Source organism: Franconibacter helveticus LMG 23732 (assembly GCF_000463115.2).
Classification (GTDB): domain Bacteria; phylum Pseudomonadota; class Gammaproteobacteria; order Enterobacterales; family Enterobacteriaceae; genus Franconibacter; species Franconibacter helveticus.
Genome location: NZ_AWFX01000026.1, coordinates 109,067 through 133,462 on the forward strand (window position 1 = coordinate 109,067; position 24,396 = coordinate 133,462).

The 24,396-nt window shown below is 56.0% G+C and carries 25 protein-coding genes and 1 pseudogene; 11 read left to right on the plus strand and 15 right to left on the minus strand.

Features of this window, described 5'->3' with window-relative positions:
- On the minus strand, positions 1–252 hold a 252-nt coding region (locus DW56_RS08280; protein ID WP_035889736.1), incomplete at its 3' end, for a heavy metal-binding domain-containing protein.
- Between the two features lie 127 nt (positions 253–379).
- Between DW56_RS08280 and DW56_RS08285 the strand changes: the two genes are divergently transcribed.
- From DW56_RS08285 to artJ, 6 genes are all read left to right on the plus strand, one after another.
- Complete coding sequence (locus tag DW56_RS08285; RefSeq protein WP_024555063.1) at positions 380–910, plus strand: lipoprotein; 531 nt, start codon at positions 380–382, stop codon at positions 908–910.
- Between the two features lie 212 nt (positions 911–1,122).
- Complete coding sequence (gene artP, locus DW56_RS08290) at positions 1,123–1,851, plus strand: arginine ABC transporter ATP-binding protein ArtP (protein ID WP_024555064.1); 729 nt, start codon at positions 1,123–1,125, stop codon at positions 1,849–1,851.
- A 20-nt stretch (positions 1,852–1,871) separates the two neighbouring features.
- Positions 1,872–2,603, plus strand: a complete 732-nt coding sequence (gene artI, locus DW56_RS08295; protein ID WP_024555065.1) for an arginine ABC transporter substrate-binding protein ArtI — start codon at positions 1,872–1,874, stop codon at positions 2,601–2,603.
- Between the two features lie 8 nt (positions 2,604–2,611).
- A complete protein-coding gene (artQ, locus tag DW56_RS08300) occupies positions 2,612–3,328 on the plus strand; it encodes an arginine ABC transporter permease ArtQ (RefSeq protein WP_024555066.1) in 717 nt (238 codons plus the stop codon).
- A complete protein-coding gene (artM, locus tag DW56_RS08305) occupies positions 3,328–3,996 on the plus strand; it encodes an arginine ABC transporter permease ArtM (RefSeq protein ID WP_024555067.1) in 669 nt (222 codons plus the stop codon). Before artQ ends, artM begins: the two co-directional genes overlap by 1 nt.
- Positions 3,997–4,206: 210 nt before the next feature.
- Positions 4,207–4,938 (plus strand): arginine ABC transporter substrate-binding protein ArtJ, encoded by a 732-nt coding sequence (gene artJ / locus DW56_RS08310; RefSeq protein ID WP_024555068.1) that lies wholly within the window; start codon positions 4,207–4,209, stop codon positions 4,936–4,938.
- A 26-nt stretch (positions 4,939–4,964) separates the two neighbouring features.
- On the opposite strand, the gene DW56_RS08315 is transcribed toward artJ, so the two are convergent.
- Entirely contained in the window at positions 4,965–5,837 is an 873-nt protein-coding gene (locus DW56_RS08315; protein ID WP_024555069.1) for an alpha/beta fold hydrolase, read from the minus strand.
- A 54-nt stretch (positions 5,838–5,891) separates the two neighbouring features.
- Positions 5,892–6,743: an AraC family transcriptional regulator gene (locus DW56_RS08320; protein WP_024555070.1), complete on the minus strand. Its 852-nt coding sequence runs from the start codon at positions 6,741–6,743 to the stop codon at positions 5,892–5,894.
- Positions 6,744–6,932: 189 nt separating this feature from the next.
- On the opposite strand from DW56_RS08320, the gene DW56_RS08325 reads away from it, so the two are divergent.
- From DW56_RS08325 to DW56_RS08335, 3 genes are read left to right on the plus strand one after another with little or no spacing between them, the layout of a single operon-like run.
- Entirely contained in the window at positions 6,933–8,774 is a 1,842-nt protein-coding gene (locus DW56_RS08325; RefSeq protein WP_024562001.1) for a DUF2264 domain-containing protein, read from the plus strand.
- Between the two features lie 21 nt (positions 8,775–8,795).
- Positions 8,796–10,064, plus strand: coding sequence for an oligosaccharide MFS transporter (locus DW56_RS08330; RefSeq protein ID WP_024552332.1), 1,269 nt, complete (start codon positions 8,796–8,798; stop codon positions 10,062–10,064).
- Positions 10,065–10,094: 30 nt separating this feature from the next.
- Positions 10,095–11,285: a glycoside hydrolase family 88 protein gene (locus DW56_RS08335; protein ID WP_024552331.1), complete on the plus strand. Its 1,191-nt coding sequence runs from the start codon at positions 10,095–10,097 to the stop codon at positions 11,283–11,285.
- Between the two features lie 66 nt (positions 11,286–11,351).
- On the opposite strand, the gene rlmC is transcribed toward DW56_RS08335, so the two are convergent.
- From rlmC to ybjM, 11 genes are all read right to left on the minus strand, one after another.
- Positions 11,352–12,479 (minus strand): 23S rRNA (uracil(747)-C(5))-methyltransferase RlmC, encoded by a 1,128-nt coding sequence (rlmC, locus tag DW56_RS08340; protein WP_024552330.1) that lies wholly within the window; start codon positions 12,477–12,479, stop codon positions 11,352–11,354.
- Positions 12,480–12,533: 54 nt separating this feature from the next.
- Positions 12,534–13,001, minus strand: coding sequence for a YbjO family protein (locus DW56_RS08345; RefSeq protein ID WP_029697269.1), 468 nt, complete (start codon positions 12,999–13,001; stop codon positions 12,534–12,536).
- An 81-nt stretch (positions 13,002–13,082) separates the two neighbouring features.
- Positions 13,083–13,928: a putrescine ABC transporter permease PotI gene (gene potI, locus DW56_RS08350; RefSeq protein ID WP_024552328.1), complete on the minus strand. Its 846-nt coding sequence runs from the start codon at positions 13,926–13,928 to the stop codon at positions 13,083–13,085.
- The gene (gene potH / locus DW56_RS08355) at positions 13,925–14,884 is read right to left on the minus strand and encodes a putrescine ABC transporter permease PotH (RefSeq protein ID WP_024552327.1); all 960 of its coding nucleotides are present in this window, start codon (positions 14,882–14,884) and stop codon (positions 13,925–13,927) included. The genes potI and potH overlap by 4 nt, the downstream gene beginning before the upstream one ends.
- A 9-nt stretch (positions 14,885–14,893) precedes the next feature.
- The gene (potG, locus tag DW56_RS08360) at positions 14,894–16,027 is read right to left on the minus strand and encodes a putrescine ABC transporter ATP-binding subunit PotG (RefSeq protein WP_024552326.1); all 1,134 of its coding nucleotides are present in this window, start codon (positions 16,025–16,027) and stop codon (positions 14,894–14,896) included.
- A gap of 131 nt (positions 16,028–16,158) precedes the next feature.
- Positions 16,159–17,271 carry a spermidine/putrescine ABC transporter substrate-binding protein PotF gene (gene potF / locus DW56_RS08365; protein ID WP_024552325.1) on the minus strand — a complete coding sequence of 371 codons (1,113 nt, stop codon included), beginning with the start codon at positions 17,269–17,271 and terminating at the stop codon, positions 16,159–16,161.
- Positions 17,272–17,626: 355 nt separating this feature from the next.
- On the minus strand, positions 17,627–18,106 hold the full coding sequence (locus DW56_RS08370) for a type III secretion system chaperone family protein (protein WP_024552324.1): 480 nt from the start codon (positions 18,104–18,106) through the stop codon (positions 17,627–17,629).
- An 85-nt stretch (positions 18,107–18,191) separates the two neighbouring features.
- A complete protein-coding gene (rimK, locus tag DW56_RS08375; RefSeq protein WP_029589757.1) occupies positions 18,192–19,094 on the minus strand; it encodes a 30S ribosomal protein S6--L-glutamate ligase in 903 nt (300 codons plus the stop codon).
- A gap of 80 nt (positions 19,095–19,174) precedes the next feature.
- Positions 19,175–19,897, minus strand: coding sequence for a nitroreductase NfsA (gene nfsA / locus DW56_RS08380; RefSeq protein ID WP_024552322.1), 723 nt, complete (start codon positions 19,895–19,897; stop codon positions 19,175–19,177).
- Positions 19,881–20,165 (minus strand): DUF1418 family protein, encoded by a 285-nt coding sequence (locus DW56_RS08385; protein WP_024552321.1) that lies wholly within the window; start codon positions 20,163–20,165, stop codon positions 19,881–19,883. The genes nfsA and DW56_RS08385 overlap by 17 nt, the downstream gene beginning before the upstream one ends.
- Positions 20,166–20,276: 111 nt before the next feature.
- A complete protein-coding gene (ybjM, locus tag DW56_RS08390) occupies positions 20,277–20,657 on the minus strand; it encodes an inner membrane protein YbjM (RefSeq protein ID WP_024552320.1) in 381 nt (126 codons plus the stop codon).
- 294 nt (positions 20,658–20,951) lie between these two features.
- On the opposite strand from ybjM, the gene DW56_RS08395 reads away from it, so the two are divergent.
- Positions 20,952–22,640, plus strand: a complete 1,689-nt coding sequence (locus DW56_RS08395; protein ID WP_024562002.1) for an aspartate:alanine antiporter — start codon at positions 20,952–20,954, stop codon at positions 22,638–22,640.
- Positions 22,641–22,947: 307 nt separating this feature from the next.
- On the opposite strand, the gene DW56_RS22675 is transcribed toward DW56_RS08395, so the two are convergent.
- Positions 22,948–23,172, minus strand: a complete 225-nt coding sequence (locus DW56_RS22675; protein WP_024555113.1) for a hypothetical protein — start codon at positions 23,170–23,172, stop codon at positions 22,948–22,950.
- 882 nt (positions 23,173–24,054) lie between these two features.
- Here DW56_RS22675 and DW56_RS21510 point away from each other — a divergent pair.
- A pseudogene (locus tag DW56_RS21510) lies at positions 24,055–24,323 on the plus strand (site-specific integrase); the annotation flags it as partial.
- Positions 24,324–24,396 lie beyond the last annotated feature (73 nt).

A 24,396-nucleotide genomic window follows, 5' to 3' on the forward strand; every position in this document is an offset into this window, starting at 1 on the left:
GTAGTCGATATCGATGCCGACCACCGCGTCCGCGCCGAGCGCCGCCGCCTGTTCGCCCAGTTCACGAAACGCGATTTCCCGCGCCTTTCGCAGCTCTTTCTCATAGGCGCCGGAGCGGCCGCCAACGATATCGCGAATGCCCGCAAAGAAGTCGCGGAAGATATTGGCGCCGAGGATCGCCTCGCCGGTTACCACGCCGCAGTACTCAACGATGGTTTGTCCCTCAAGCGTGGGGGTTGTGGAAAATTGCATGGGTTTCTCCTTTTGGCTATCAATGCGTTAGCAGACAATACCAGACGCAATCTGGCGACGATACGCTATGCTAAAAATGTCCTGTGACAAGAAACGTAGTCCTGCTTATGAGAATAAGGAAATGAAAATGCGCCATTCCGCTCTGTTTTTAGCGCTGCCTTGCGCTCTGATGCTCAGCGCCTGCACCACGCCTGTTACGCCGGCGTTCAAGGATATTGGCTCGCGCAGCGGACCCTGTGTTGAAGGCGGCCCTGATGCCGTCGCCCAGCAGTTTTACGACTACCGCATCGCGCATCGCGGCCAGGGCCTGAACGATCTTAGCGCGCTGCGCCCTTATTTAAGCGATTCGCTCTATGCGCAACTCCTGAGCGCAAGCCGCGAGAATAAGCCTGAAAACGCCTTCCTGCGTAGCGACCCGTTCACCAGCCGCGCTGAAGCCGCGCAAACGGCGAAGGTCGACAGCGCCTCCCGCATCCCGAATACCGATGCGCGCAATATTCCGCTGCGCGTGGTATTCAACCAGGATAACCAGCAATGGCGGGATGAAGTGCTGATGGTGCGCGAAGGCCAGTGCTGGGCGGTAGACGATGTGCGTTACCTTGGCGGCGCGACGCATGCGCCTTCCGGCACGCTGCGCCAGTCGCTGGAGCAGCGTTAATTCGCTGCCGGGCGGAGAGAAAGGCACCCACGTAAATTGTCTGGCTTTATGCCGCTACGCCGACATTTATCCTTGCCTTCAATCCGCCCCGCTATTTTGTGCTAAGTTTAAAGCATTCATCTGGATGATTTTAAGTTTTAACGCACAAATATTGCATAACTATTCTGCTGGCGATACTATTCGCGGTCTCAATTGCTATTCAACTGCTACGCATGAGTATTCAACTAAACGGCATTAATTGTTATTACGGCGCGCATCAGGCGCTGTTTGATATCACCCTCGATTGTCCACAGGGCGAAACGCTGGTGCTGCTTGGTCCAAGCGGCGCGGGCAAAAGCTCGCTGCTGCGCGTACTCAACCTGCTTGAGATGCCGCGCTCCGGCAAGCTTAACATTGCGGGCAACCGGTTCGATTTCTCAAAAGCCCCTGGCGATAAAGCGATTCGCGAGCTGCGCCAGAATGTGGGCATGGTCTTTCAGCAATACAATCTCTGGCCGCACCTGACCGTGCTGCAAAACCTCATCGAAGCGCCCTGCCGCGTGCTCGGCTTAAGCAAAGAGCAAGCGCGTCAGCGCGCCGGTAAATTGCTTGAGCGCCTGCGCCTGACGCCCTACGTCGACCGCTACCCGCTGCACCTTTCCGGCGGTCAGCAGCAGCGTGTGGCCATTGCGCGCGCGCTGATGATGGAGCCGCAGGTGCTGCTTTTTGACGAGCCGACGGCCGCGCTGGACCCGGAAATCACCGCGCAAATCGTCAGCATTATTCGCGAGCTGTCGCAAACCGGCATTACTCAGGTGATTGTGACGCACGAAGTGGAAGTGGCGCGCAAAACCGCGAGCCGCGTGGTCTATATGGAAAATGGCCATATCATTGAACAGGGAGATGCGGGTTGCTTCACCCAGCCGCAGACCGATGCGTTTAAACACTACTTATCTCACTGATGTAGATCGGGAAAATGACAATGAAAAAAGTATTGATTGCCGCGCTGCTCGCCAGCGTCAGCCTTTCCGCCACAGCAGCACAGACCATTCGTTTCGCCACCGAAGCGTCCTACCCTCCGTTTGAGTCCATGGACGCCAGCAATAAAATCGTCGGTTTTGACGTGGATCTCGCTAATGCGCTTTGCAAAGAGATTGATGCTACCTGCACCTTTACCAACCAGGCGTTCGACAGCCTGATCCCGGGCCTGAAGTTCAAACGCTTCGAGGCGGTAATGGCAGGCATGGATATTACGCCCGAGCGCCAGAAGCAGGTGTTGTTCACTAACCCCTATTATGACAACTCCGCGCTGTTCATTGGCCAGCAGGGTAAATTCGCAAGCCTTGATCAGCTGAAAGGCAAGCGCGTTGGCGTGCAAAACGGCACCACCCACCAGAAATACATTAACGACAAGCACCCGGAAATCACCACCGTACCTTATGACAGCTACCAGAACGCGAAGCTTGATCTGCAAAACGGTCGCATCGACGCGGTATTTGGCGACACGGCTGTGGTGACCGAATGGCTGAAAGCGAACCCGAAACTGGCCGCCGTGGGCGAAAAAGTGACGGATAAAGCCTACTTCGGCACCGGGCTTGGCATCGCCGTGCGTCAGGGCAACACCGACCTACAGCAGAAGTTCAACACTGCGCTGGAGAAGGTGAAAAAAGACGGCACTTACGACGCTATCTACAAAAAATGGTTCCAGAAGTAATCGCCTGAATGAACGATATGTTTCCTTTAGCAAGCGCCGCCGGGATGACTGTCGGCCTTGCCGTTTGCGCGCTTGTCATCGGCCTCGTGCTGGCGATGATTTTCGCCGTCTGGGAATCGGCGAAGTGGCGTCCTGTCGCATGGATTGCCTCGGTGCTGGTCACGGTGCTGCGCGGCCTGCCGGAAATTCTGGTGGTGCTGTTTATCTACTTCGGCTCCTCTCAGCTTCTGTTGCTGCTCTCTGATGGGTTTAACATCAACCTGGGCTTTGTGCAGATCCCGGTGCAGATGCAGATCGAGAATTTCGACGTCAGCCCCTTCCTGTGCGGCGTTATCGCCCTTTCACTGCTTTATTCCGCTTATGCGTCGCAAACGCTGCGCGGCGCGCTGAAAGCGGTGCCGGTCGGCCAGTGGGAGTCAGGCCAGGCGTTGGGCCTGTCGAAAGCGGCGATCTTTTTCCGCCTGGTGATGCCGCAGATGTGGCGCCACGCGCTGCCGGGCCTCGGCAACCAGTGGCTGGTGTTGCTGAAAGATACGGCGCTGGTGTCGCTGATTAGCGTAAACGACCTGATGCTGCAAACCAAAAGCATCGCCACCCGCACCCAGGAGCCTTTTACCTGGTATATCGTTGCGGCGTTAATTTACCTGGTCATCACGCTTATCAGCCAGTATGTGCTCAAGCATATCGATCGTCGCGCCACGCGTTTTGAACGGAGACCAGGCTGATGCTTGAGTATTTACCTGAACTCCTGAAAGGGCTGCACACCAGCCTTACGCTGACGGCGGCCTCGATTGTAGTGGCGCTGCTGCTTTCGCTGCTCTTCACCATTGTGCTGACGCTGAAAACGCCGGTGCTGGTCTGGATTGTGCGCGGTTACATTACGCTCTTTACCGGCACGCCGCTGCTGGTGCAGATCTTCCTGATTTATTACGGGCCAGGACAGTTCCCTTCATTGCAGAACTACCCAACGCTCTGGCATGTGCTTTCGCAACCCTGGCTGTGCGCGCTGATTGCGCTTTCGCTGAACTCGGCGGCCTACACCACGCAGCTGTTTTACGGGGCGATCCGCGCCATTCCGGAAGGTCAGTGGCAATCCTGCGGGGCGCTGGGAATGAGCAAGAAAGATACGCTCGCTATTTTGCTGCCTTATGCATTTAAGCGCGCGCTTTCTTCTTATTCCAACGAAGTGGTGTTGGTGTTTAAAAGCACCTCGCTTGCCTACACCATTACGCTCATGGAAGTGATGGGCCACGGTCAGCTGCTGTACGGACGTACTTACGACGTGATGGTTTTCGGCGCCGCGGGGCTGATTTATCTCATCGTCAACGGCCTGCTGACGCTGCTGATGCGCCTGATTGAACGCCGCGCGCTGGCGTTTGAGCGCCGTAACTAGTTTTCCCTCTCCCTTCGGGGAGAGGGCTCGCTTAACGCCCTTTATCGCCATCGCCTTTAACGCCCTTTCATACCCCTACTCCCTGCCTTTCACTAAACGCATACAAAATAAATATACATTTTTATTGCATATAAATTCACAAAATGGCATGGTGTTTTCACGCCGGGTAAACGGTGACATAAAACAAGATTGACAGACGGGAGCTTCACGATGAAAAAAATCATTCTGGCCGCCATGCTCGCTGGCGCCGCATTCCACGCCGCTGCGGCCGAAAAAATCAGCTTCGGTTCTTCTGCAACCTACCCGCCTTTTGAGTCGCTGGACGCGAACAACCAGATAGTGGGTTTTGATATCGACCTGGCCAAAGCGTTATGCAAACAAATGCAGGCTGAATGCACCTTTACTAACCACGCTTTCGACAGCCTGATCCCGTCGCTGAAATTTAAAAAATATGACGCGGTGATCTCGGGCATGGATATTACCCCGGAGCGTCAGAAACAGGTGGCGTTCACCGCGCCTTACTACGCTAACTCCGCAGTGGTCATTGCCAAAAAAGGCGCTTACAAGTCGTTTGACGAGCTGAAAGGCAAGCGCATCGGCATGGAAAACGGCACCACCCATCAGAAATATTTGCAGGATAAGCATCCGGAAGTCAAAACCGTGGCTTACGACAGCTACCAGAACGCCATTATTGACCTGAAAAATGGCCGTCTGGACGGGGTGTTCGGCGATACCGCCGTCGTTAACGAATGGCTGAAGTCCAACCCGCAGCTCGGCACTGCGACTGAAAAAGTGACCGACCCGCAGTACTTCGGCACCGGGCTTGGCATCGCGGTGCGTCCGGATAACGTCGCACTGCTGAAGAAGCTGAACGACGCGCTGGCCGCCATTAAAGCCGACGGCACTTATCAGAAGATCAGCGACCAGTGGTTCCCGCAGTAAAGGTAAAATGACGAACAAAGGCTCGCTCAGGCGGGCCTTTCTTTTTCCAGCAGAAAGGCCGTTAGCGCCTGCGCCAGCGCTTGCGGCGCCTCTTCCGCCATATGATGTCCGCTCGCAATGGGGCCGCCCTGAACCTCATTCGCCCATGTCCGCCAGATAGCCAGCACATCGCCGTAGAGATCCGCCAGATCGTCATGTTCCGACCAGAGACAAAGCGTCGGGCAGAGGATCCTGCGCCCCGCAGCCCGGTCCGCTGCCTCATGCTCGCGGTCGAGCGTGAATCCGGCGCGGTAATCTTCCAGCATGCCGTGTACGGTTGCCGGGTCGTGAATGGCGCGGTGAAAGTCAGCGTACTCTTCGTCATTCATCTGCGGCGGACGACCGCCGTACCAGGCGTCCGGGTCGGCCAGGATAGCCCGCTCCGGCTTCGCTTTCTGCGCAAAGAAAAACCAGTGATACCACTGGCGGGCGAACTTTTCGTTGCAGCGTTCCAGCGCTTCCAGAATGGGTACGCAGTCCAGCACCGCCAGATGCGTAATAGCTTGCGGGTGATCAAGCGCGGCGCGGTAAGCCGTATAGCTGCCACGGTCGTGCCCAGCGATGGCGAAGCGCGGGAACCCCAGCGCCTGCATTAATTCTATGCAGTCCTGCGCTTTGGCGCGCTTGGCGGAACCGGCGTGGTCGGGCGTGTCAGCGGGCTTAGAGGAGTCGCCGAAACCGCGCAGATCCGGGCAAACCACGGTGAAATGCTGTGCCAGCAGCGGAGCGACTTTCGACCAGGTCATGTGCGTGCGCGGATGCCCGTGCAGCAGCAACACCGGCGGGCCATCGCCGCCATAGCGAACATTCAGCGTGGCGTTCGTGACGGCGATTTTTTGATGTGTAAACCCTGCAAACATGCGCAATCCTCTTCACGGCTAAGCCTGCGCTAAGTATATGCGCCGGATGCTCCGTCAGCGCGGCTGGTTTTTGCGGTACTGTAACGGTGTCTCCCCCAGCTTTTTACGAAAACAGCTAATGAAGTAAGTGGTGTCTGAGAAGCCCACGCGAGCGGCGATTTCCGCTACGCTACACGTTTGCTGGCGCAACAACTCGCACGCCTTGCGCAGGCGAAAGCTCATCAGGTAGTCATGGATCTGCTCGCCGGTCTCCTGCTGAAAGCGCCGGGAGAGGTAGCTGCGAGAACGGTTCAACTCGCTTGCCAGCGCAGCCAGTTCAAATTTGCGCCCGTAATTCTCTTCTATCCAGTACATCACCTGGGTGGAAAGCCCGTTGTGGTTCTGCGCCGGCGCGTCGGCTTTTTCCGGCAGCAGGCTGAGGAGATGCAGAACAAAACAGGCGACATCTTCATGTTCGCACGCAGCGCGACCAAGCAGCGGCTCGTAATGAACAAACAGCGGCTCAAGTTGCGCGCGCTTATCCGCCAGATCGTAAACCCGCGTCCGCCCTGCCCGCTCGCTTAGCGAGGCAAAACGGGCGTGGCGCACGGGAAAAGGAGCCAGCAGCTGCTGCATGGCATACGGATCCAGATGCATGACCGTACGGCGGTAACTGTCCCGCACGCGCTCTTCCACCATGACTTTATGCAGCGACATCGGCGGGAAAACAAACAGCCGCCCCGGGCGCATGGTGTATTGCTGCTTGTCCACCATCACCACGCCGTAGCCTTCTTCCACATAGAGTAGCTCAAGGCATTGATGCCAGTGATGATAGCGAATCGAGTTGGCATAAAGCCTGCTGAACGAAGCGATGCGATCGTTAAGCGGAATAAGCTCCAGCAGGGAAGGTTCACAGAGATTTTTCACAGGGCAACCATTTTCAATTTTTGCCGTTCTGAGAAGCGTTATAAACCATAGTTTTAAATTTTTATAAACAACGTCCTGGTTATTCTTTCACCCTGTGACGCAGCTAACATTTGCCCCCCGCTTCCCTTGCCTATTCTCTCTGCCATTCGCTGACCGGCGCGCCTGAGCGCAGGGATCCAGGAGGCAAAAATGAGAATAAAAGAGACGCAAAACAACAATCCGTTGACCACCCGCCAGCAGGTGGCGGACCAGCTCCGGCTGCTGCTGGCGGCGTTGCAAAAGCAGTTCGCCTGCGGTGAAACCGGTATTCATCTTGGCAATACCTGCGCTCACTACGGTTCAGACGTTGCCCGTATGGAGGGGCTTTCCCGCGCGCTGTGGGGGCTTTTCCCGCTTATGGCGAATGACGAAGCGCCTGAAGGTTATGACGCCTTCCTGACGGCTATCCGTCACGGCACCGACCCAACGCACGCGGGCTACTGGGGCGCGGCTGGCCCTTACGACCAGCGGCTGGTTGAAATGGCGGCGTATGGCTTTGGGCTGGCGCTGCTGGAGGATAAATTGACGCGTCACTTCTCGCCGGTGGAGCTGAACAACCTCTTTACCTGGCTGAGCCAGATAGATGACGCGCAAATGCCGGACAGCAACTGGAACTATTTCGCCATTCTGGTGCAGATGGGCTTTAAGCGCGCCGGTCTGCCGTGGCGGCGCGAGGCGATTGAACGCCGCTTCGCCATGATGGAAGCCTATTATCTCGGCAACGGCTGGTATTCCGACGGGCCTGGCCGCCCGAAAGATTACTATATCTCCATGGCGTTTCATTTTTACGGCCTGCTTTACGCCGTGCTGATGGAAGATGTCGACCCGCAACGCGCCGCAGCGCTTCGCGAACGCGCGCAACTTTTCGCCCAGGATTTTATCTGGTTTTCTGCCGCCGACGGCGCATCGGTTCCCTTTGGCCGCAGCCTGACCTACCGTTTCGCCATGGTGGCGTTCTGGAGCGCGGCGGCTTTCGCCGGTCTGGAAGCGTTTTCGCAAGGCGTAATGAAAGGCATAATTCTTCGCCATTTGCGCTGGTGGTTCCAGCAGCCCATCCTCGACCGCGACGATATTCTGACGCTCGGTTACGCCTACCCAAACCTGGCGATGTGTGAAGATTACAACTCGCCCGGCTCGCCCTACTGGGCGTTAAAAACCTTTTTGATTCTGGCGCTGCCTGAAGCGCATCCGTTCTGGCAGGCGGCAGAATTGCCGCTACCGCAGGCGCAGGGCATGCGCGTTATTAAAGCGGCGGACCAGATACTGGTGCGCAACGACAGCCATGTTTATCTGCTCACCTCCGGCCAGCTTGAACTGAACAACTACGTTAATACCGAGGCGAAATACACGAAATTCGCTTACTCCTCGGCCTTCGGCTTCACCATTGAGCGCGGGCGTTATGGCCTTAAACACGCCGCCTGCGACGCTATGCTGTTGCTTAGCGAACACGACGGCTATTACCGTGGGCGGCGTGCCTGCGAAGAGGTCATTACCTGTGACGACCATATTTTTTCGCGCTGGTCGCCCTGGGAAAACGTACATATTTCCAGCTGGCTCATCCCCTGCGGCGACTGGCACGTGCGGGCGCATCACATTGTCAGCGACCGCGCGCTGACCGCCACCGAAGGCGGCTTTGCCGTCCTCTATCACCCCAGCGAGACAACTATTGAGGCGCAGGAGAATGTAGCGCGGATAAACAGCGCAATCGGCTCTTCCTGCATTGTGGATAGTAGCCCGCAGCCGCGTCTGGCTGGGCACGTTATTACGCCGCCTGGCAGCAGCATTATGTTCGCGCAGTGCGCCGCTATTCCCCATTTAACGGGCGACATTAAGCCCGGCGAGCAATGGCTGTGCTGCGCTGTTGCTGCCAGTACGGGCGCGCCCGTCGACCCGGCGCTCGCCCCGCGCATTCGCCTGGGCGACCAGACGTTACATCTCTCATTACCCGGACGCGAAGCCGAAATCATTATTCCCGGCGCATCGCGGAAATAACGCTACCCTACCGAGGTTTGTATGAAAAATATTACAGCAGCAAACAGACCGGAATATATCAAGATAAGCACCTTTATCTTTCTCTATTTTTTCACCTGGTCTGCCAGTATTGGCCTGCTGGCTATCTGGCTTGGTCAAAAAACCCATTTAAGCGGCTCGGTGATTGGCACCGTCTTCGCCGTTAACGGTATTTTTTCGGTGATATTAAAACCGGTGTACGGGTATATCCTCGATAAAATCGGCATGAGTAAATACCTGCTCTATTTTGTGGTGGCGATGTCCGCCCTGATGGCGCCGTTCTTTATTTACGTTTACCAGCCGCTGCTTATTTCCCATACCCTGGCGGGCATTATCGTCGGCGCTATTTATCTGAGCTTCGCCTGGTATGCGGGCGTGGCCGCCTGCGAGTCTTATACGGACCGCTACAGCCGCCTGAACGGCATGGAGTTCGGGCAAATTCGCATGTGGGGTTCGCTCGGCTGGGCCGTCGCCTCCTCGTTTTCCGGCCTGCTGTTTAACCTTTCGCCTGCTTATAACTTTATTCTCGGCAGCGTCGCCTCGCTGGTGATGCTCGGCGTGTTGCTGAGCCTGAAAGTCAACGTGACGACCACCCATGCGGGCGACGTGCTTTCCAGAGAAAAAATTGAAATGCGCGATGTGTACGCGCTGCTGCGAAGCCGCAAGTTCTGGGCGTTCTGCCTTTACGTGGCGGGCGTCGCCTGGATGATGTTTATCGCCGAACAGCAGTTTTCGCGCTACTTCGTTACGTTCTTTGATGATGTAAAGCAGGGCAACGCCGTCTTTGGCTATCTGGGCACCGTGCAGTCCGGCATGGAGTTTGTGATGTACATGGTGATCCCTGTTTTTGTGAACTTCGTAGGCGCCAAAAAAGGGCTGCTTATTGTGGGCCTGGTGGTAGGCTCGCGCCTGATTATCTCAGGGCTATGCGACTCGCACCTGCTTATCTCCGTACTCAAGCCGCTCTACGGCCTGGAAATCTGCCTGCTGCTGGTTTCGGTATTCAAATACATCGCCGAGCATTTCGATAAACGCGTTAACGCCACCATGTATCTGCTGGGTTATCAGGCGATGCTTTATGTCGGCAACGTGGTGGTCTCTTCCCCTGCGGGCTATCTCTATGACCGCATCGGCTTTGAACAGACCTATATCCTGATGGGCGCGATAGCCCTCACCTTTACGCTGGTTTCCGCTTTCACGCTTTCGCCCTGCCAGAACAAACGGGACGCCAGCCGCAGCGCCGAAAGTCAGCCGACCCCGGTTAAAAACTGATCCGCCAGCACAGTGATTAAGGAGTACAAGATGCTGCAATCCATTGCTTATGAAAACCTTTCTAACCCGCCCGCCACGTCAGCCGGACGCGAGACGCTGCGCCAGCAGCTGATGCATACCCGCGAGTATGTGCTGGAGCGTCTGCGACGCAACCTGGCGTCTTTTGGCGATAAATTCCCGGCGGAAACCTGCGTGAACGGGCGCTACCCGCTAACGGAAAACGTCGAATGGACGACCAGCTTCTGGACCGGCCAGCTCTGGCTTGCCTGGGAAATGTCGGGCGACGAGGTTTTTCGCGAGGCGGCACGCAGGCAGGTGCGCTCTTTCGGTCTGCGCATTGCCGGACGACACGACACCAACACCCATGATCTGGGCTTTCTTTATACTTTGTCGTGCGTCGCGGACTGGCGGCTGAACGGCAGCCGCGAAGCGCGCGGTTTTGCGCTGCTGGCGTCGGAAGCCCTGCTTGAGCGCTACCATGCGAAAGCGCAGATTATTCAGGCCTGGGGCGATCTTGACGACCCCGAACAGGCCGGGCGCATGATTATCGACTGCACGATGAATTTGCCGCTGCTCTACTGGGCAAGCGAACAGACCGGCGATCCTCGCTTTGCCAACGCGGCGCGGGCGCATGTGAATCAGTCTGCGCGCTATCTGGTGCGCCCCGATGCATCGACCTGGCACACGTATTACATGGACAGAACCACCGGCGAGCCGCGTTACGGCAATACGCAGCAGGGCTATGCCGATGATTCCTGCTGGTCGCGCGGTCAGGCGTGGGCGATTTATGGTTTTCTGCTGAGCTTTATCTATACCGGCGATAAAACGATGGTGACGCTGTCGAAAAAGGTGGCGAACTATTTCCTCAACCGCCTGCCTGAAGATGGCGTTTGCCACTGGGATCTCGCACTAAAGGACACCGACGCGCTGCGCGATTCCTCCTCCGCCGCTATCGCCGTCTGCGGGCTGCTGGAGCTGGTTAACCACCTGCCGGTGACCGACCCTGACCGGGCGCGTTACCAGAGCTGGGCGGAACATATTATGGCTTCGCTTAGCCGCAATTATCTGGTGCAGCCTGACGACAGCGGCACCGGCCTGCTTAAGCACAGCGTTTATCATCTGGCGAGCAACAAAGGCGTGGATGAATGTTGCAGCTGGGGCGATTATTTTTATGTCGAGGCGCTGATGCGCATGACGGAAAGCTGGAAACGGTACTGGTAGCGGCGCATTCAGGTAGCGGAAGGCGGCTTTACCGCCCGCCTTTCGCTTTCCCGGCGCGGCAGTGAATTACTCGCGCACCAGCAACGTCAAGACTTCGTAGTGGGCGGTGTGAGGGAACATATCGAAAAGCTGCACGCGGGCGACGCGGTAGCCTGCAAGCGCGCTGATATCTTTCGCCATGGTCTGCGCATTGCAGCTTGAATAGAGGATAAACGACGGCGACATGCGGCTTAAGTAGTCGCACAGTTCAATGCCGATGCCGCGGCGCGGCGGATTAACCACAACCAGCTCGGGGACGCTGCCCTGCCCTGTCGCGAACTGCGTGGAATCCAGCGCCTGGAAATGCACCTTTTTTAGCCCCAGCATCTCAGCGGAACGCGTCGCGCAGGCGATAGCTTCAGGCGCTATCTCTATGCCCGTCAGCGTCATTTCGGGCGTGGCGCAATGCAGGCCGAAGCCGCCAACGCCGCAAAAAAGATCCCACATATGGTTTACAGGCAGCGCGCGCACCCAGTCGCGGGCTGCGGCATAGAGTTTGCCCGCCACCATCGGGTTGGTCTGGAAAAAACTCTGCGGGCGGATCCAGAGCGGCACGCCGTTGAAACGCTCCTCCAGCGCCTGTTGCTCCGTCAGCCAGATCTCTTTTTCGCCTTCCATTATCGCCATGTGCACCGGCTGGATATTTACAGAGATCACTTTCAACCGGGGAAGCTGCGCCTGCAATTCTGGCAGCGCGGCGCGCAGCTGCTCAAGTTTCGTTTCCGAGCGCAGCACAAAGCGCAGCATCATGCCGCCGTCGAGCGTGCTTTGCGTCAGCAGCAAATATTTCAGCTCGCCGCGTTTGCGGTGCACGTTATAGGGCGTTAACCCGGCGCGGGCGATGAAGGGTTTAAGCGCGGCGAATACCGCATAAAACGGTGCGGGATAGAGCGGACACGCCGTTAAATCTTGCGGCGAGCCGTCACGGTGCAGCATGCCGAGCAGCGGTTTTTCCACGCTGCCGCTCACTACCATCTTGGCTTTATTACGAAACGCCTCTTCCGGTCCGCTGACCGGCTCCGCCCATTCGCCCACGGCATGCCCGGCCAGCAGCTGGCTTAAGTCATTCATTTTGGCGGTGAGCTGAGTTGCCATCGGCTGTTCAATCCAGCTACAGGATCGGCAGCGCCCGGCATCGTAGAGTGCGCAGTGCATAGCAAAAAAACCTTAAGAAAAACGCGGACCGGCGATTCTATCACGCCAGGCAAATTACTGTAGCTGGAAAAATCGTCGGCTGGGCGAGGGAACAAAAAGCAGGAACAGCACCAGCAGGTCGGGGAGTTTTTGCATCATTAAGGAGCGGAAAATTTCCCGTTTTGACTCGCCGGCGATGCTGAAAAGCTCGGGATAACCCCAGCCGAGCGAAGCCGCCCACAAATAGCCGGCGGCGATAATTTGCGTCAGCAGGTAAACCCAGCGGCCCCAGCTTCGGCCTTTGAGGATAACGAACGCGCAGCGAAATTCGACGCACAGTAACAGCAGGCTGCCGAGGAAAATCAGGGTCAGGCTCCAGGTCTGTACGCTGCGGTGAATAAAGTCCATCGCGCCGCGCAGGCCGAGCAGATTAAACAGCAAAAGAAGGTCAAGACACCGGGTGGTGATAATAGCTATCGCCGCCACCTGCACCAGCGTCGGGGCGTTCATTCGGGCATGTGAATTTCGCGGTTTGCTGAACATTTCCAAATCTTGCCTTCCCTGTGAGACAGCGCCGCGGCGAACCGCGGCGCTGAAGGCACATGATTGCAGATTTTAGGCCGCTCAGCTATGTCTTGCACGCTGGATATCGCGCAGTCGCTGCTTTTCTGCCCGCGCCATGAAGAACCAGGCGATAAGTCCGATTATTCCGACTACGCCGAGGATAATCGACGCCAGGGCGTTGATCTCCGGGTTCACCCCCATGCGCACGCTTGAGAAGACCAGCATCGGCAGCGTGGTGGCGCCAGGCCCTGAGACAAAGCTTGCGATAACCAGGTCGTCAAGGGAAAGCGTAAAGGCCAGCAGCCAGCCGGAAACTATAGCTGGCATGATCATCGGCAGCGTGATGACAAAAAAGACTTTCAGCGGCGTGGCGCCAAGATCCATCGCCGCCTCTTCGATAGAGCGATCCAGCTCGCGCAGGCGGGAGCTTATCACCACCGAAACATAGGCGGTACAGAAGGTAACGTGCGCCAGCCAGATGGTGAGCATGCCGCGATCCGAAGGCCAGCCGATAGCGTGCCCCATCGCCACAAACAGCAACAGCAGCGAAAGGCCGGTAATGACATCCGGCATCACCAGCGGCGCCGTCAGCATAAAAGCGAAGCCGTTCGAGCCGCGAAAGCGGCCAAAACGCACCATCACCACCGCCGCGATCGTGCCCAGCACGACCGCCATCGTCGCCGCGCAAGCGGCGATAGTCAGGCTGAGCGTCACGGCGCTTATCATCGCCGTGTCCTGGAATAGCTCGCTGTACCAGCGCGTCGACCAGCCCGCCCACACCGTGACCAGCTTCGAGCTGTTGAAGGAGTAAACCACCAGCATCAGCATCGGCGCGTACAGAAAGGTAAAACCAATAATAAGGATCAGGATGCGCCAGGGAGAACGCACGACCGGCAGATTGTTCATGCGTGATCCCCCATGGTTTTGTTCTGATACTTGTGGAACCACATGATCGGCGCGATCAGCACCACCAGCATGGTGATCGCCACCGCCGAGGCCACCGGCCAGTCGCGGTTATTAAAGAACTCCTGCCACAGCACGCGGCCTATCATGATGCTGTCTGGCCCGCCGAGCAGTTCCGGAATAACAAACTCGCCGACCGCCGGGATAAACACCAGCATCGAGCCTGCGATAATCCCGCCTTTGGTTAGCGGCACAATCACGCTGAAGAACGTTTTCAGCGGACGGGCGCCGAGATCGAGCGAGGCTTCCACCAGCGAGTAATCAATACGCGTCAGCGCCGTGTAAATCGGCAACACCATAAACGGCAGATAGGCGTAAACAATGCCGATATAGACCGCGATATTGGTATGCAGGATAGTCAGCGGCTGATCGATTACGCCGAGCCACAGCAGCACATTATTCAGAATGCCATTCTCTTTGAGGATGCCCATCCAGGCGTAGACGCGAATCAGAAACGACGTCCACGACGGCAGGATCACCAGCAGCAGCAGAATATTGCGCGTGGAAGGCTTGCTGTGCGCCACCGCCCAGGCGAGCGGATACCCGAGCAGCAGGCAGCACAGGGTGGAAACCGCCGCCACCTGCAAAGATTGCAGATACGCCTCGTAGTAAAGCGGATCGTCCGTCAGCTGTAAGAAGTTGGCGAAGTTAAGCAAAATGGAAGCCTGCCCTTCTTCCCAGCTCACCAGGTCGGTATAAGGCGGAATCGCGCGCGCCATCTCCGCCAGGCTGATTTTAAACACAATCAAAAACGGCAGCAGAAAAAGCAAAATCAGCCACAGATAAGGCAGCGCGATAACCAGCTTGCGGCCATGGGCCATTTGCAGGCGGGCAAGCCAGAGCTTAAAGCCGCGAGGCTTAACGGCGGCGGGTTCAGTGTAGCGTTCAAACATACTCATTTCGCCTCCTTAAACCGTCAGGACCACGCAGCTGTCCGCATCCCAGCAAAGGCGAACCTCATCGCCCCAGGTGGGCGCGCCCTTGCGGTAGCGGTGATCGTTCTGCAACTGGGCGCTTATCATCTGTCCGCTTTTGAGCCGTACATGATAGATGGAAAGGTCGCCAAGGTAGGCGATGTGAACCACCTCCCCCACCGCGAAGTTATAGCCATCCGCCGGCGGCTCGTCGCAAAGCATCACCTTCTCCGGGCGCAGCGCGACATACACCGGCACGCCGTCTACGACGGACGCGTCTGGGTCGACTTTCAGCGGATGCAGCAGGCCGGGGGAGTCGATAACCAGGCCATCTTCCTGACGCGCCTTGAGCAACCCTTCAAAGACGTTGACCGAGCCAATAAACTCGGCGCTGTAGCGGGTGGTCGGGTGCTCATAAATCTCTTCCGGCTCGCCGATCTGCACGAATTTGCCGCGGTTCATAATGGCGATGCGCCCCGCCATGGTCATCGCCTCTTCCTGATCGTGGGTGACCATTACGCAGGTCACGCCCACGCGCTCCAGAATATCCACCACTTCCAGTTGCATGCGGTCGCGCAGTTTTTTATCCAGCGCGCCCATGGGTTCATCGAGCAGCAGCAGCTTCGGGCGTTTCGCCAGGCTTCGGGCGAGCGCCACGCGCTGGCGCTGGCCGCCAGAAAGCTGGTGCGGCTTGCGTTTGGCAAACTCCTGCATATGCACGAGGCTTAGCATCTCCTGCACGCGGCTGGCGATTTCCGCTTTCGGCAGTCTGTCCTGCTTCAGACCAAAGGCGATGTTTTGCTCTACCGTCATGTGCGGAAAGAGCGCGTAGGACTGAAACATCATATTGATTGGGCGCTGGTAAGGCGGGACGTGCGAGAGGTCGACTCCGTCGAGCATGATTTGCCCGGTGGTCGGCTGTTCGAAGCCCGCCAGCATGCGCAGCAGCGTTGATTTGCCGCAGCCGGAGGCGCCCAGCAGGGCGAAAATTTCGCCTTTATAAATAGTCAGGCTGACATCGTCCACGGCGTGCTGGCCGTCGAAGGATTTGGTCAGATTGCGGATTTCCAGCAGCGGGGTAAGCGCCTTGCGGGTTTTCGCCTGGGGGCGAGGGGTAGCATCAGTCACGAGTTGCTCTCCGGCAAAACAATAAAACGGTGCGGCGCAGGCCGCACAAACGTCTGGACAGAGGCTTTCGACCTCTGTCCAGAAGGGGCAGTAACGCCCGGAGCGGTACCGTTACGCAAAAGCTGGTTTATTTATTTACCACTTTTCACTTTAGTCCACGCGCGGGTTCTTACGCGGTCAATCTTCGGCTCCTGCACCTTAAGTGTGAAGAGCTTGGCAAAGACGTCCGCTGGCGGGTAAATGCCCGGGTTGTCGCGCACTTCCTGGCTTACTAACGGCGTGGCGGCTTTGTTGCCGCTGGCGTAGTAAACATGGTCGCTGATATGGGCCATGACATCCGGGCGCATCAGGTAGTTAAGGAACTGATAAGCCTCGTCGGTATTTTTAGCGTCTTTCGGCATGGCGAAGACATCAAAGAAGGCGAGCGCCCCCTCTTTCGGAATGGTGTAAGAAATGTTCACGCCATTCTTCGCTTCTTTCGCGCGGTTAGCCGCCTGCCAGACATCCCCTGCCCAGCCGATAGCCACGCAAATGTCGCCATTCGCCAGGTCGTTGATGTACTGGGAAGAGTGGAAGTAGCGGATATTCGGGCGCAGCTTCAGCAGCAGATCGGTAGCCGGGCCAGTGTAATCATCCGCTTTGGTGCTGTTGGGATCTTTACCCAGGTAGTTCAGCACGGTGGCGAAAATTTCTTCTGGCGCATCCAGGAAAGAGACACCGCAGCTTTTCAGCTTCGCGAGGTTTTCCGGCTTCAGCACCAGATCCCAGCTGTTAAGCGGTACATCGGTGCCGAGCGCCGCTTTGACTTTATCCACGTTATAGCCAATGCCGGTAGTTGCCCACAGGTAAGGCACGGCATATTTATTGTCCGGGTCGTGTTTGGCGACCAGCTTGAGGATTTCCGGGTCGAGGTTTTTCCAGTTCGGCAGCTTGCTCTTATCCAGCGGCTGGAAAACTCCCGCGGTGAGCTGGCGCTCAAGGAAGCTTGCGGAAGGCACGACCAGGTCGAAGCCGGTGCTGCCCGCCATCAGTTTGCCTTCCAGCACCTCATTGGAGTCGAACACGTCGTAAACCACTTTAATGCCGGTTTCTTTCGTGAAGTTTTCGACGGTATCCGGCGCAATATAATCTGACCAGTTATAGACGTGAAGCGTCTTTTGTTCAGCCGCCACGGCGGTGGCAGAACATGCCAACAGCGCACCGGCAACCACACCCGACAACCATTTTTTACCTTGGGCGGACATATCTGTTTCCTTCTGAATAAAGGGTAAAAGCTCGTTGGCGCGAGCTAAATTTACGCATTCAGACATATGCAAAAATCATGCATATCTGTTCACCTGCACAGAAAAAGATCCGGAGGACCTTCGGCAGACGGTGCACGCTTTTCAAGCCAGCGCAAGGATAACTGTAGCCCGGTCCCGAGGCTATAGCCCGGTATAAAAAACGCCTTTTATCAATTTTTTAGGCTGAATCGCTCTATGTGATAAGCCAAATGGGCGGTTGAAGCGGTGAAAAATGCTTTGAGAAGAGGCCAGGAACAGAATAAAAAATCAAATTTAGCAGTCGCCCTGGTGGCGACTGCGCTAATAAGAGGCGGGTTCAGTGAAGAAAATGGTTATTCACTGCGCTGTCGCTTTTTTCTTCTTCTTCCGGCGCATAAAGCAGCTGCTGCGCGCGGGCTTCGAGAATGACCATGGAGATCTGCTGTTCGCTCTGGCGGAAAAAGGCGGCGAACTGCTCTTCGCTGACGCCCACCTGGGCGTGCAGCGCCTGGCACACTACCAGTTTTGGCAGGTTATCGTCCTGAATATCCAGAAACGCTTTTAGCGTCAGCGAGCCGGCGTTAATAGCCGAGAGATCCGACGCCAGCGCCAGCAGCGCGGATGGCTTCACTTCCGCCATCGCGGAAAAGAGCACGACGTTATCCAGCAAGTCTATTTTCGCATCGAAAACGCCATCGAAATCCTGCATATGGGGAAGGTGCAGCGCCTGACAGGTATCGCACTCGAAAAAGCTAACGCCGAGACGATCGAGCCAGCGGCGCAGGGTGTCCAGAGTCGGGACCACGAGTGAATGCATAAAACCGGATACCTCTTTCAGTAACGTGAACAATTAAAGGCGGATAGCTTACGCAAAATTCGCCTTGCATACCATGGCCGGGCGCTTAGCCGCCCATTTTCAGGCAAAAGTTTGCGTTCGCGTGGCGTTCCACCCAGGCGATCATCTGCGAGGCGACATCAATACCGGTGGTGCTCTCCACCCCTTCGAGGCCGGGCGAGGCGTTGACTTCCATTACCAGCGGCCCGCGCCCGGCGCGAAGAATATCCACCCCGGCGATATCCAGCCCGAGCGTGCGCGCCGCCCGCAGCGCGATATCCCGCTCCTGCGGCGAGATATCGGCGATGCGCGCCACGCCGCCGCGATGCAGGTTGGAGCGAAAATCGCCCTCTTTCGCCTGCCGCTCAATAGCCGCCACCACGCTGTCGCCCACCACCAGACAGCGGATGTCCCGCCCCTTCGCTTCCTTTATATATTCCTGCACCAGAATGTGCGCGTTAAGCCCACGAAACGCGTCTATCACGCTCTCCGCCGCCTGGCGCGTTTCTGCCAGCACCACGCCGATGCCCTGGGTGCCTTCGACCAGCTTCACCACCAGCGGCGCTCCGCCCACCATATCTATCAGGTCGCTGGTGTCATCCGGCGAGTGGGCGATGCCGGTCAGCGGCAGGTCAATCCCCTGGCGCGCCAGCAACTGTAGCGAACGCAGTTTGTCACGGGCGCGGGTAATAGCGACCGACTCATTAAGCGGGTAGCTGCCAAGCATTTCAAACTGGCGAAGCACGGCGGTGCCGTAAAAGGTGATGGCGGAACCGATGCGGGGAATGACTGCATCATAATGGGGCAACTGGCGGCCTTTGTAGTGCATGGCTGAAGCCGCCGGGTTGATGGTCATGTAACAGGATAGCGGGTCGAGGATCTCGACCTGATGGCCGCGGTGCGTAGCCGCTTCGCGCAGGCGTTTACAAGAATAGAGCGTCCCATCCCTGGATAAAATGGCGATTTTCACCCTGCACCTCTGTGAGCAAAACGTAAATGCCCGCGTATCATACACCCCCCGCGTTTCGCAACGAAGGGGCGTATAAAGGATTAGCGCGTCGCCCAGCCCTGTTTATGCAGGTAGTCGAGAATAAACGGACGGCTCTCTTTGATAATAGTGCGGCGGATGTGGTCGCTCCAGGTGTCACGGCGGGTATTGCTGCCGCGCGTCAGGTAGTAGTTCGCCAGCGTTTCGTCATACCGGGCAAGCGTTTCTTTATCCAGGGGCTGGTAACGGTTCTCATGCACCACCAGCGACGCGGGCAGACGCGGTTTGACCTGCGGATCATCAGCCGGCCAGCCAAGACAAAGCCCGAACAGCGGCAGTACATGCTTTGGCAGCTCCAGCAGCCCGGTCACCGCTTCAATGCTGTTGCGGATGCCGCCGATATACACGCCGCCGAGGCCTAAAGATTCCGCAGCCGTCAGCGCGTTCTGCCCCATCATCGCCGTATCCACCACGCCCAGCAGCAGCTGTTCGGCAAGACCGAGCTGCGCTTGCGGACAGATTTGCAGATGGCGATTGAAATCGGCGCAAAACACCCAGAACTCCGCCGCCTGCGCCACATGCTGCTGGCCGCCGGTCAGCTCCACCAGCTTCTCGCGCAGCGCTTTGTCGGTGACGCGAATAATCGAGCTGCACTGTAAAAAGCTGGAGGTCGAGGCGGCCTGAGCGCTGGCGATAATGGCTTCGCGCTGGGCTTCGGTAATGGGTTCATCAGTGTAGTGGCGAATGGAACGGTGGGCGCGTAAAAGATCAATGGTCGGCGTCATCGCGTTTTTCCTTATCCTGGTGTACGGAATGACCGGAGGCGTTCATCAACCGCGGCGCCAGCTGTCGCGCAAGCGCGATAACCAGCGCGACTGTCGCAGGCAGCATCAGCGCTACGCCTGCGAAAATCATCCCCACAATAGCCGTGCCGCTATCAAGCGGCGCAGGCAGCGCGACAATCTGGTTGAGCGCTAAAAACGCCAGCGCCAGCAGCGCCATCCCTGCCGCTTCCAGCAGCAACAGGGACCGGGGAATGACGGGTGAACGCATGGGCACTCCGGTCGTCAAAGCTCGAAAGTATAACCTGATAATCTGATGCCGCTTTTAACCTCAGGAAGCGTTAAGCGCGCTTATGCAGAAGAGGCGATCAAAAAACCGGCTTCAAAGCCGGTTTTTAGTCGCCTCATAATGTCTGATAAGCGTCAGTAATAAGAGATAGCACAACGCGCCCAGCGTGCACCAGAAAACCGCGCCAAAAGTCCATGCCACTTCCTGCCAGAACGAGCGCCCGCCGTCGCGCCATAACAGAAACAGCAAAAGGCAAAGCGGAGAGGCGAGAACCGCGCCAAGCATCGGCTTAACCACGCGGCCGTAGCGGCAAAAGATACTCGCGACCGCCCCCGGCAAAATGAAGCAGAGCATGCCTAAGTCCATTCTGCCTTTGATGGGGTAACCCTGGCTCAAAAGAAATTTATGGGAAATAAAAACCACGATGAACAGGACGAAACAGCAAATGGTTCCCGCCCAGCTTTGTCTTCGCATCAACAGATATCCCCTTGATAGTGCCTGTATCGGATTGGCTGAAACAGCGCGCACTCTGATCGTTCAGTCTGATAAAGCGTGGTAGCTATCCTTGCCAAAAAAACGTACTGAATAAGTACACTATTCTTACTAGCCGTTGATCTTCATTGCGATTAAACTAGCCGCTGCGTAATGTGCCGCAGGTGATTTCAGGTCATATAAAAATAAGAAAAGACCCTGTTGTTATTGGCGGAAACATTAGCGCAAAACCCCTCTTCTTTCAACAAGTTACTCGTAAACAAGAAGTTATCTTCAGTGAATATAAACGTCGCAGATTTGTTAAACGGGAATTACATCCTGTTATTATTTGTGGTGCTCACGCTCGGTTTGTGCCTGGGAAAAATTCGTCTCGGCTCCGTGCAACTGGGTAATTCTATTGGCGTTTTAGTTGTCTCTTTATTATTAGGCCAACAGCACTTCGCTATTAACACCAACGCGCTTAACCTCGGCTTTATGCTGTTTATTTTTTGCGTAGGGGTGGAAGCGGGCCCCAACTTTTTCTCTATTTTTTTTCGCGACGGTAAGAATTATCTGATGCTGGCGCTGGTGATGGTTGGCAGCGCCCTACTCATTGCGCTGGGGCTTGGCAAATTGTTCGGCTGGGATATCGGCCTGACCGCCGGGATGCTCGCAGGCTCCATGACCTCTACGCCGGTGCTGGTGGGCGCGGGGGATACGCTCAGGCATTCGGGAATGAGCAACGGCGAGCTGGCGGCGGCGCTGGATCACCTAAGCCTCGGCTACGCCCTGACCTATCTCATCGGCCTGGTAAGCCTGATCTTCGGCGCGCGGTATATGCCGAAGCTACAACATCAGGATCTGCAAACCAGCGCCCAGCAGATAGCCCGCGAGCGCGGGCTGGATACCGATGCGAACCGCAAAGTTTATCTGCCGGTGATCCGCGCTTATCGCGTCGGCCCGGAGCTGGTTGCCTGGGCGGACGGCAAAAACCTGCGCGAGCTGGGCATTTATCGCCAGACCGGTTGTTACATCGAGCGTATTCGCCGCAACGGCATTCTGGCGAACCCGGACGGCGACGCGGTGTTGCAGATGGGAGATGAAATCGCGCTGGTCGGCTACCCCGACGCCCATGCCCGCCTCGACCCAAGCTTTCGCAACGGCAAAGAGGTATTCGACCGCGACCTGCTCGACATGCGCATCGTCACGGAAGAGATTGTGGTGAAAAACCACAATGTGGTGGGCCGCCGCCTGGGCCAGCTTAAGCTTACCGACCACGGCTGCTTTTTAAACCGCGTTATCCGCAGCCAGATTGAGATGCCAATCGACGATAACATCGTGTTGAACAAAGGCGACGTTTTGCAGGTGAGCGGCGACGCCCGTCGCGTGAAAACCATCGCCGACCGCATTGGCTTTATCTCTATTCACAGTCAGGTGACCGATCTCCTCGCCTTCTGCGCCTTCTTTATTGTCGGCCTGATGATTGGGATGATCACCTTCCAGTTCAGTTCGTTCAGCTTCGGCATCGGCAATGCCGCCGGCCTGCTGTTCGCCGGCATCATGCTCGGCTTTCTGCGCGCCAACCACCCCACTTTCGGCTATATCCCGCAAGGGGCGCTGGTCATGGTGAAAGAGTTCGGGCTGATGGTCTTTATGGCGGGCGTCGGCTTAAGCGCGGGCAGCGGCATCGGCCGTGGGCTCGGCGACGTGGGCGGACAGATGCTGATCGCGGGTCTGCTGGTAAGCCTGCTGCCGGTCGCTATCTGCTTTTTATTCGGCGCTTATGTGCTGCGCATGAACCGCGCGATGCTGTTCGGCGCCATGATGGGCGCGCGCACCTGCGCTCCGGCGATGGAAATCATTAGCGACACTGCACGCAGCAACATTCCGGCGCTCGGCTATGCAGGCACCTACGCGATAGCCAACGTATTGTTAACGCTCGCCGGCACGCTGATTGTGATTATCTGGCCGGGCCTCGGCCTGTGAAAAAGAAAATTAAGAAAATTTTCATCAATGGCAGAACTTTTCGCGCCAGCGTCAGTCTCAATTAGTGCCACTGCTTTTCTTTGATGTCCCCATATTGTGGAGCCCATCAACCCCGCCATCTTGGTTCAAGGTTGATGGGTTTTTTCTTGCCTGCAAAACTACCCCTTATAAAAAAAGTTAGCTCGTCACCTTGCAGCTAAAGGCGACAAAATGGCGACAGAGAATTACTGGCCCATTAGGTAGAGACGACTCAAGCACCACTGTGGCTGCTCTTTTCTTGATAGTGAGGATGGGATACGGGGAACACTTACCTTACCTTCGCTTTTAGCACGTCCGAAAGGTAGATGATGAAGCAAATCAGAACTAAACAGCCAACCACCCCGCCCAACTTCAACAACCAGCCATCCAGAACGATAAGGCATACAAAAGCGGCAATAGAGCAAATGCCCGTTCCAGACGCATCAAGCATGGTAATTACATGCAACCCGATGCTTTTTGTAAAACTACTGGTTGAGGAGTCGGCAGACTTCATTTTCTGTCCCTTTGCACCGTAGAGGGTGGCTGTTGATAAATAACAGGTATGGTTCCAGTTGTAGTTCGACGAGAAAGTAAACCATATCCAAATTCATGGAAGACACTTTCATATAAGTGACAGAATATTTTTCTCTCATTCTTCGGGGCGCTCTGGCAGCATCCTCGATTATTCCCTGTAATAACAGTATGTTAATAGTAAAGCCAGAGGCAACACGAATCAGGCGGCTCATAGCCTTACTTGTTCTTAAGTCTGTAATTATTCTTGTCGCCACGTATTGTGACAAGGCAAATTGCGCCCCCATGCGGCTTCCAGCTTTTGCCTCTGCATACCCTATCTTATCGCTTATCGCTTTTTTTACCGTTTTCATCTAATTTCAAATAAAACTCAGTTATGACTATCGAAATTAGCTGTCGAAGCGGTTCTTGATTAGTTGTTATGCTTTTTAGCATCCTCATAAACCGCTCGGTTTCAAATGCATTACGAATTTTAAGATGAGTTCAGAAAAGGAATCTTCAAAAATCCGGATGTTAAATCCGTGGTGATTTACTCAACGATGCCTGTAGGTATGATTGTTGCTGAGTTTGATATCGCTGATGTTATAGAAGATAAACCATGTAATGTATGGAAAAAAAACTTGTCGGTATGCTGGTATTAGTAAACAGTTTTTTGATACGTATTTTCACAGCAAAGAGAAAGCCTTTGCTATAAAAATTGGTGAGCTAAAGATTTACGATCAACCCCGCCACTTAAGTTCATTAGGTGACAACATTACGGCACCACAATCCTATCGGTATCTGTGATGTAGATTGCCGCGAACATCATACATTGACACTGATTATTCATACAGTAAAAACGCCCTCCAAATGGAGGGCATTTTTTATGGCAGAACTAAAACTCGACACAGGAAAATGGATTTATTAATGCTACCCTGCCGGACGCAGTGGGCATCGTGTGCGTAAGCAGTTTGTCACCAAAGGGAAGCACTGGCTTTTGAGTGTCACACGATGGATGAGGCAGAGGCTAAGCCCTGGCAGGGTGAATCGATAGACCGTCGGACTCTGAAAGACGTGGTTAAACTCTAATTCAAACTGCGCGGTAAATCCGTGACCGTTGGCGAGCATATTTACGACAAGCTAATCCTAATGGTCTGAATCGCCACGGATAATCTAGACACTTCCGAGCCGTTGATAATACTGGTTTTCATATTCTGTCGGTGACATC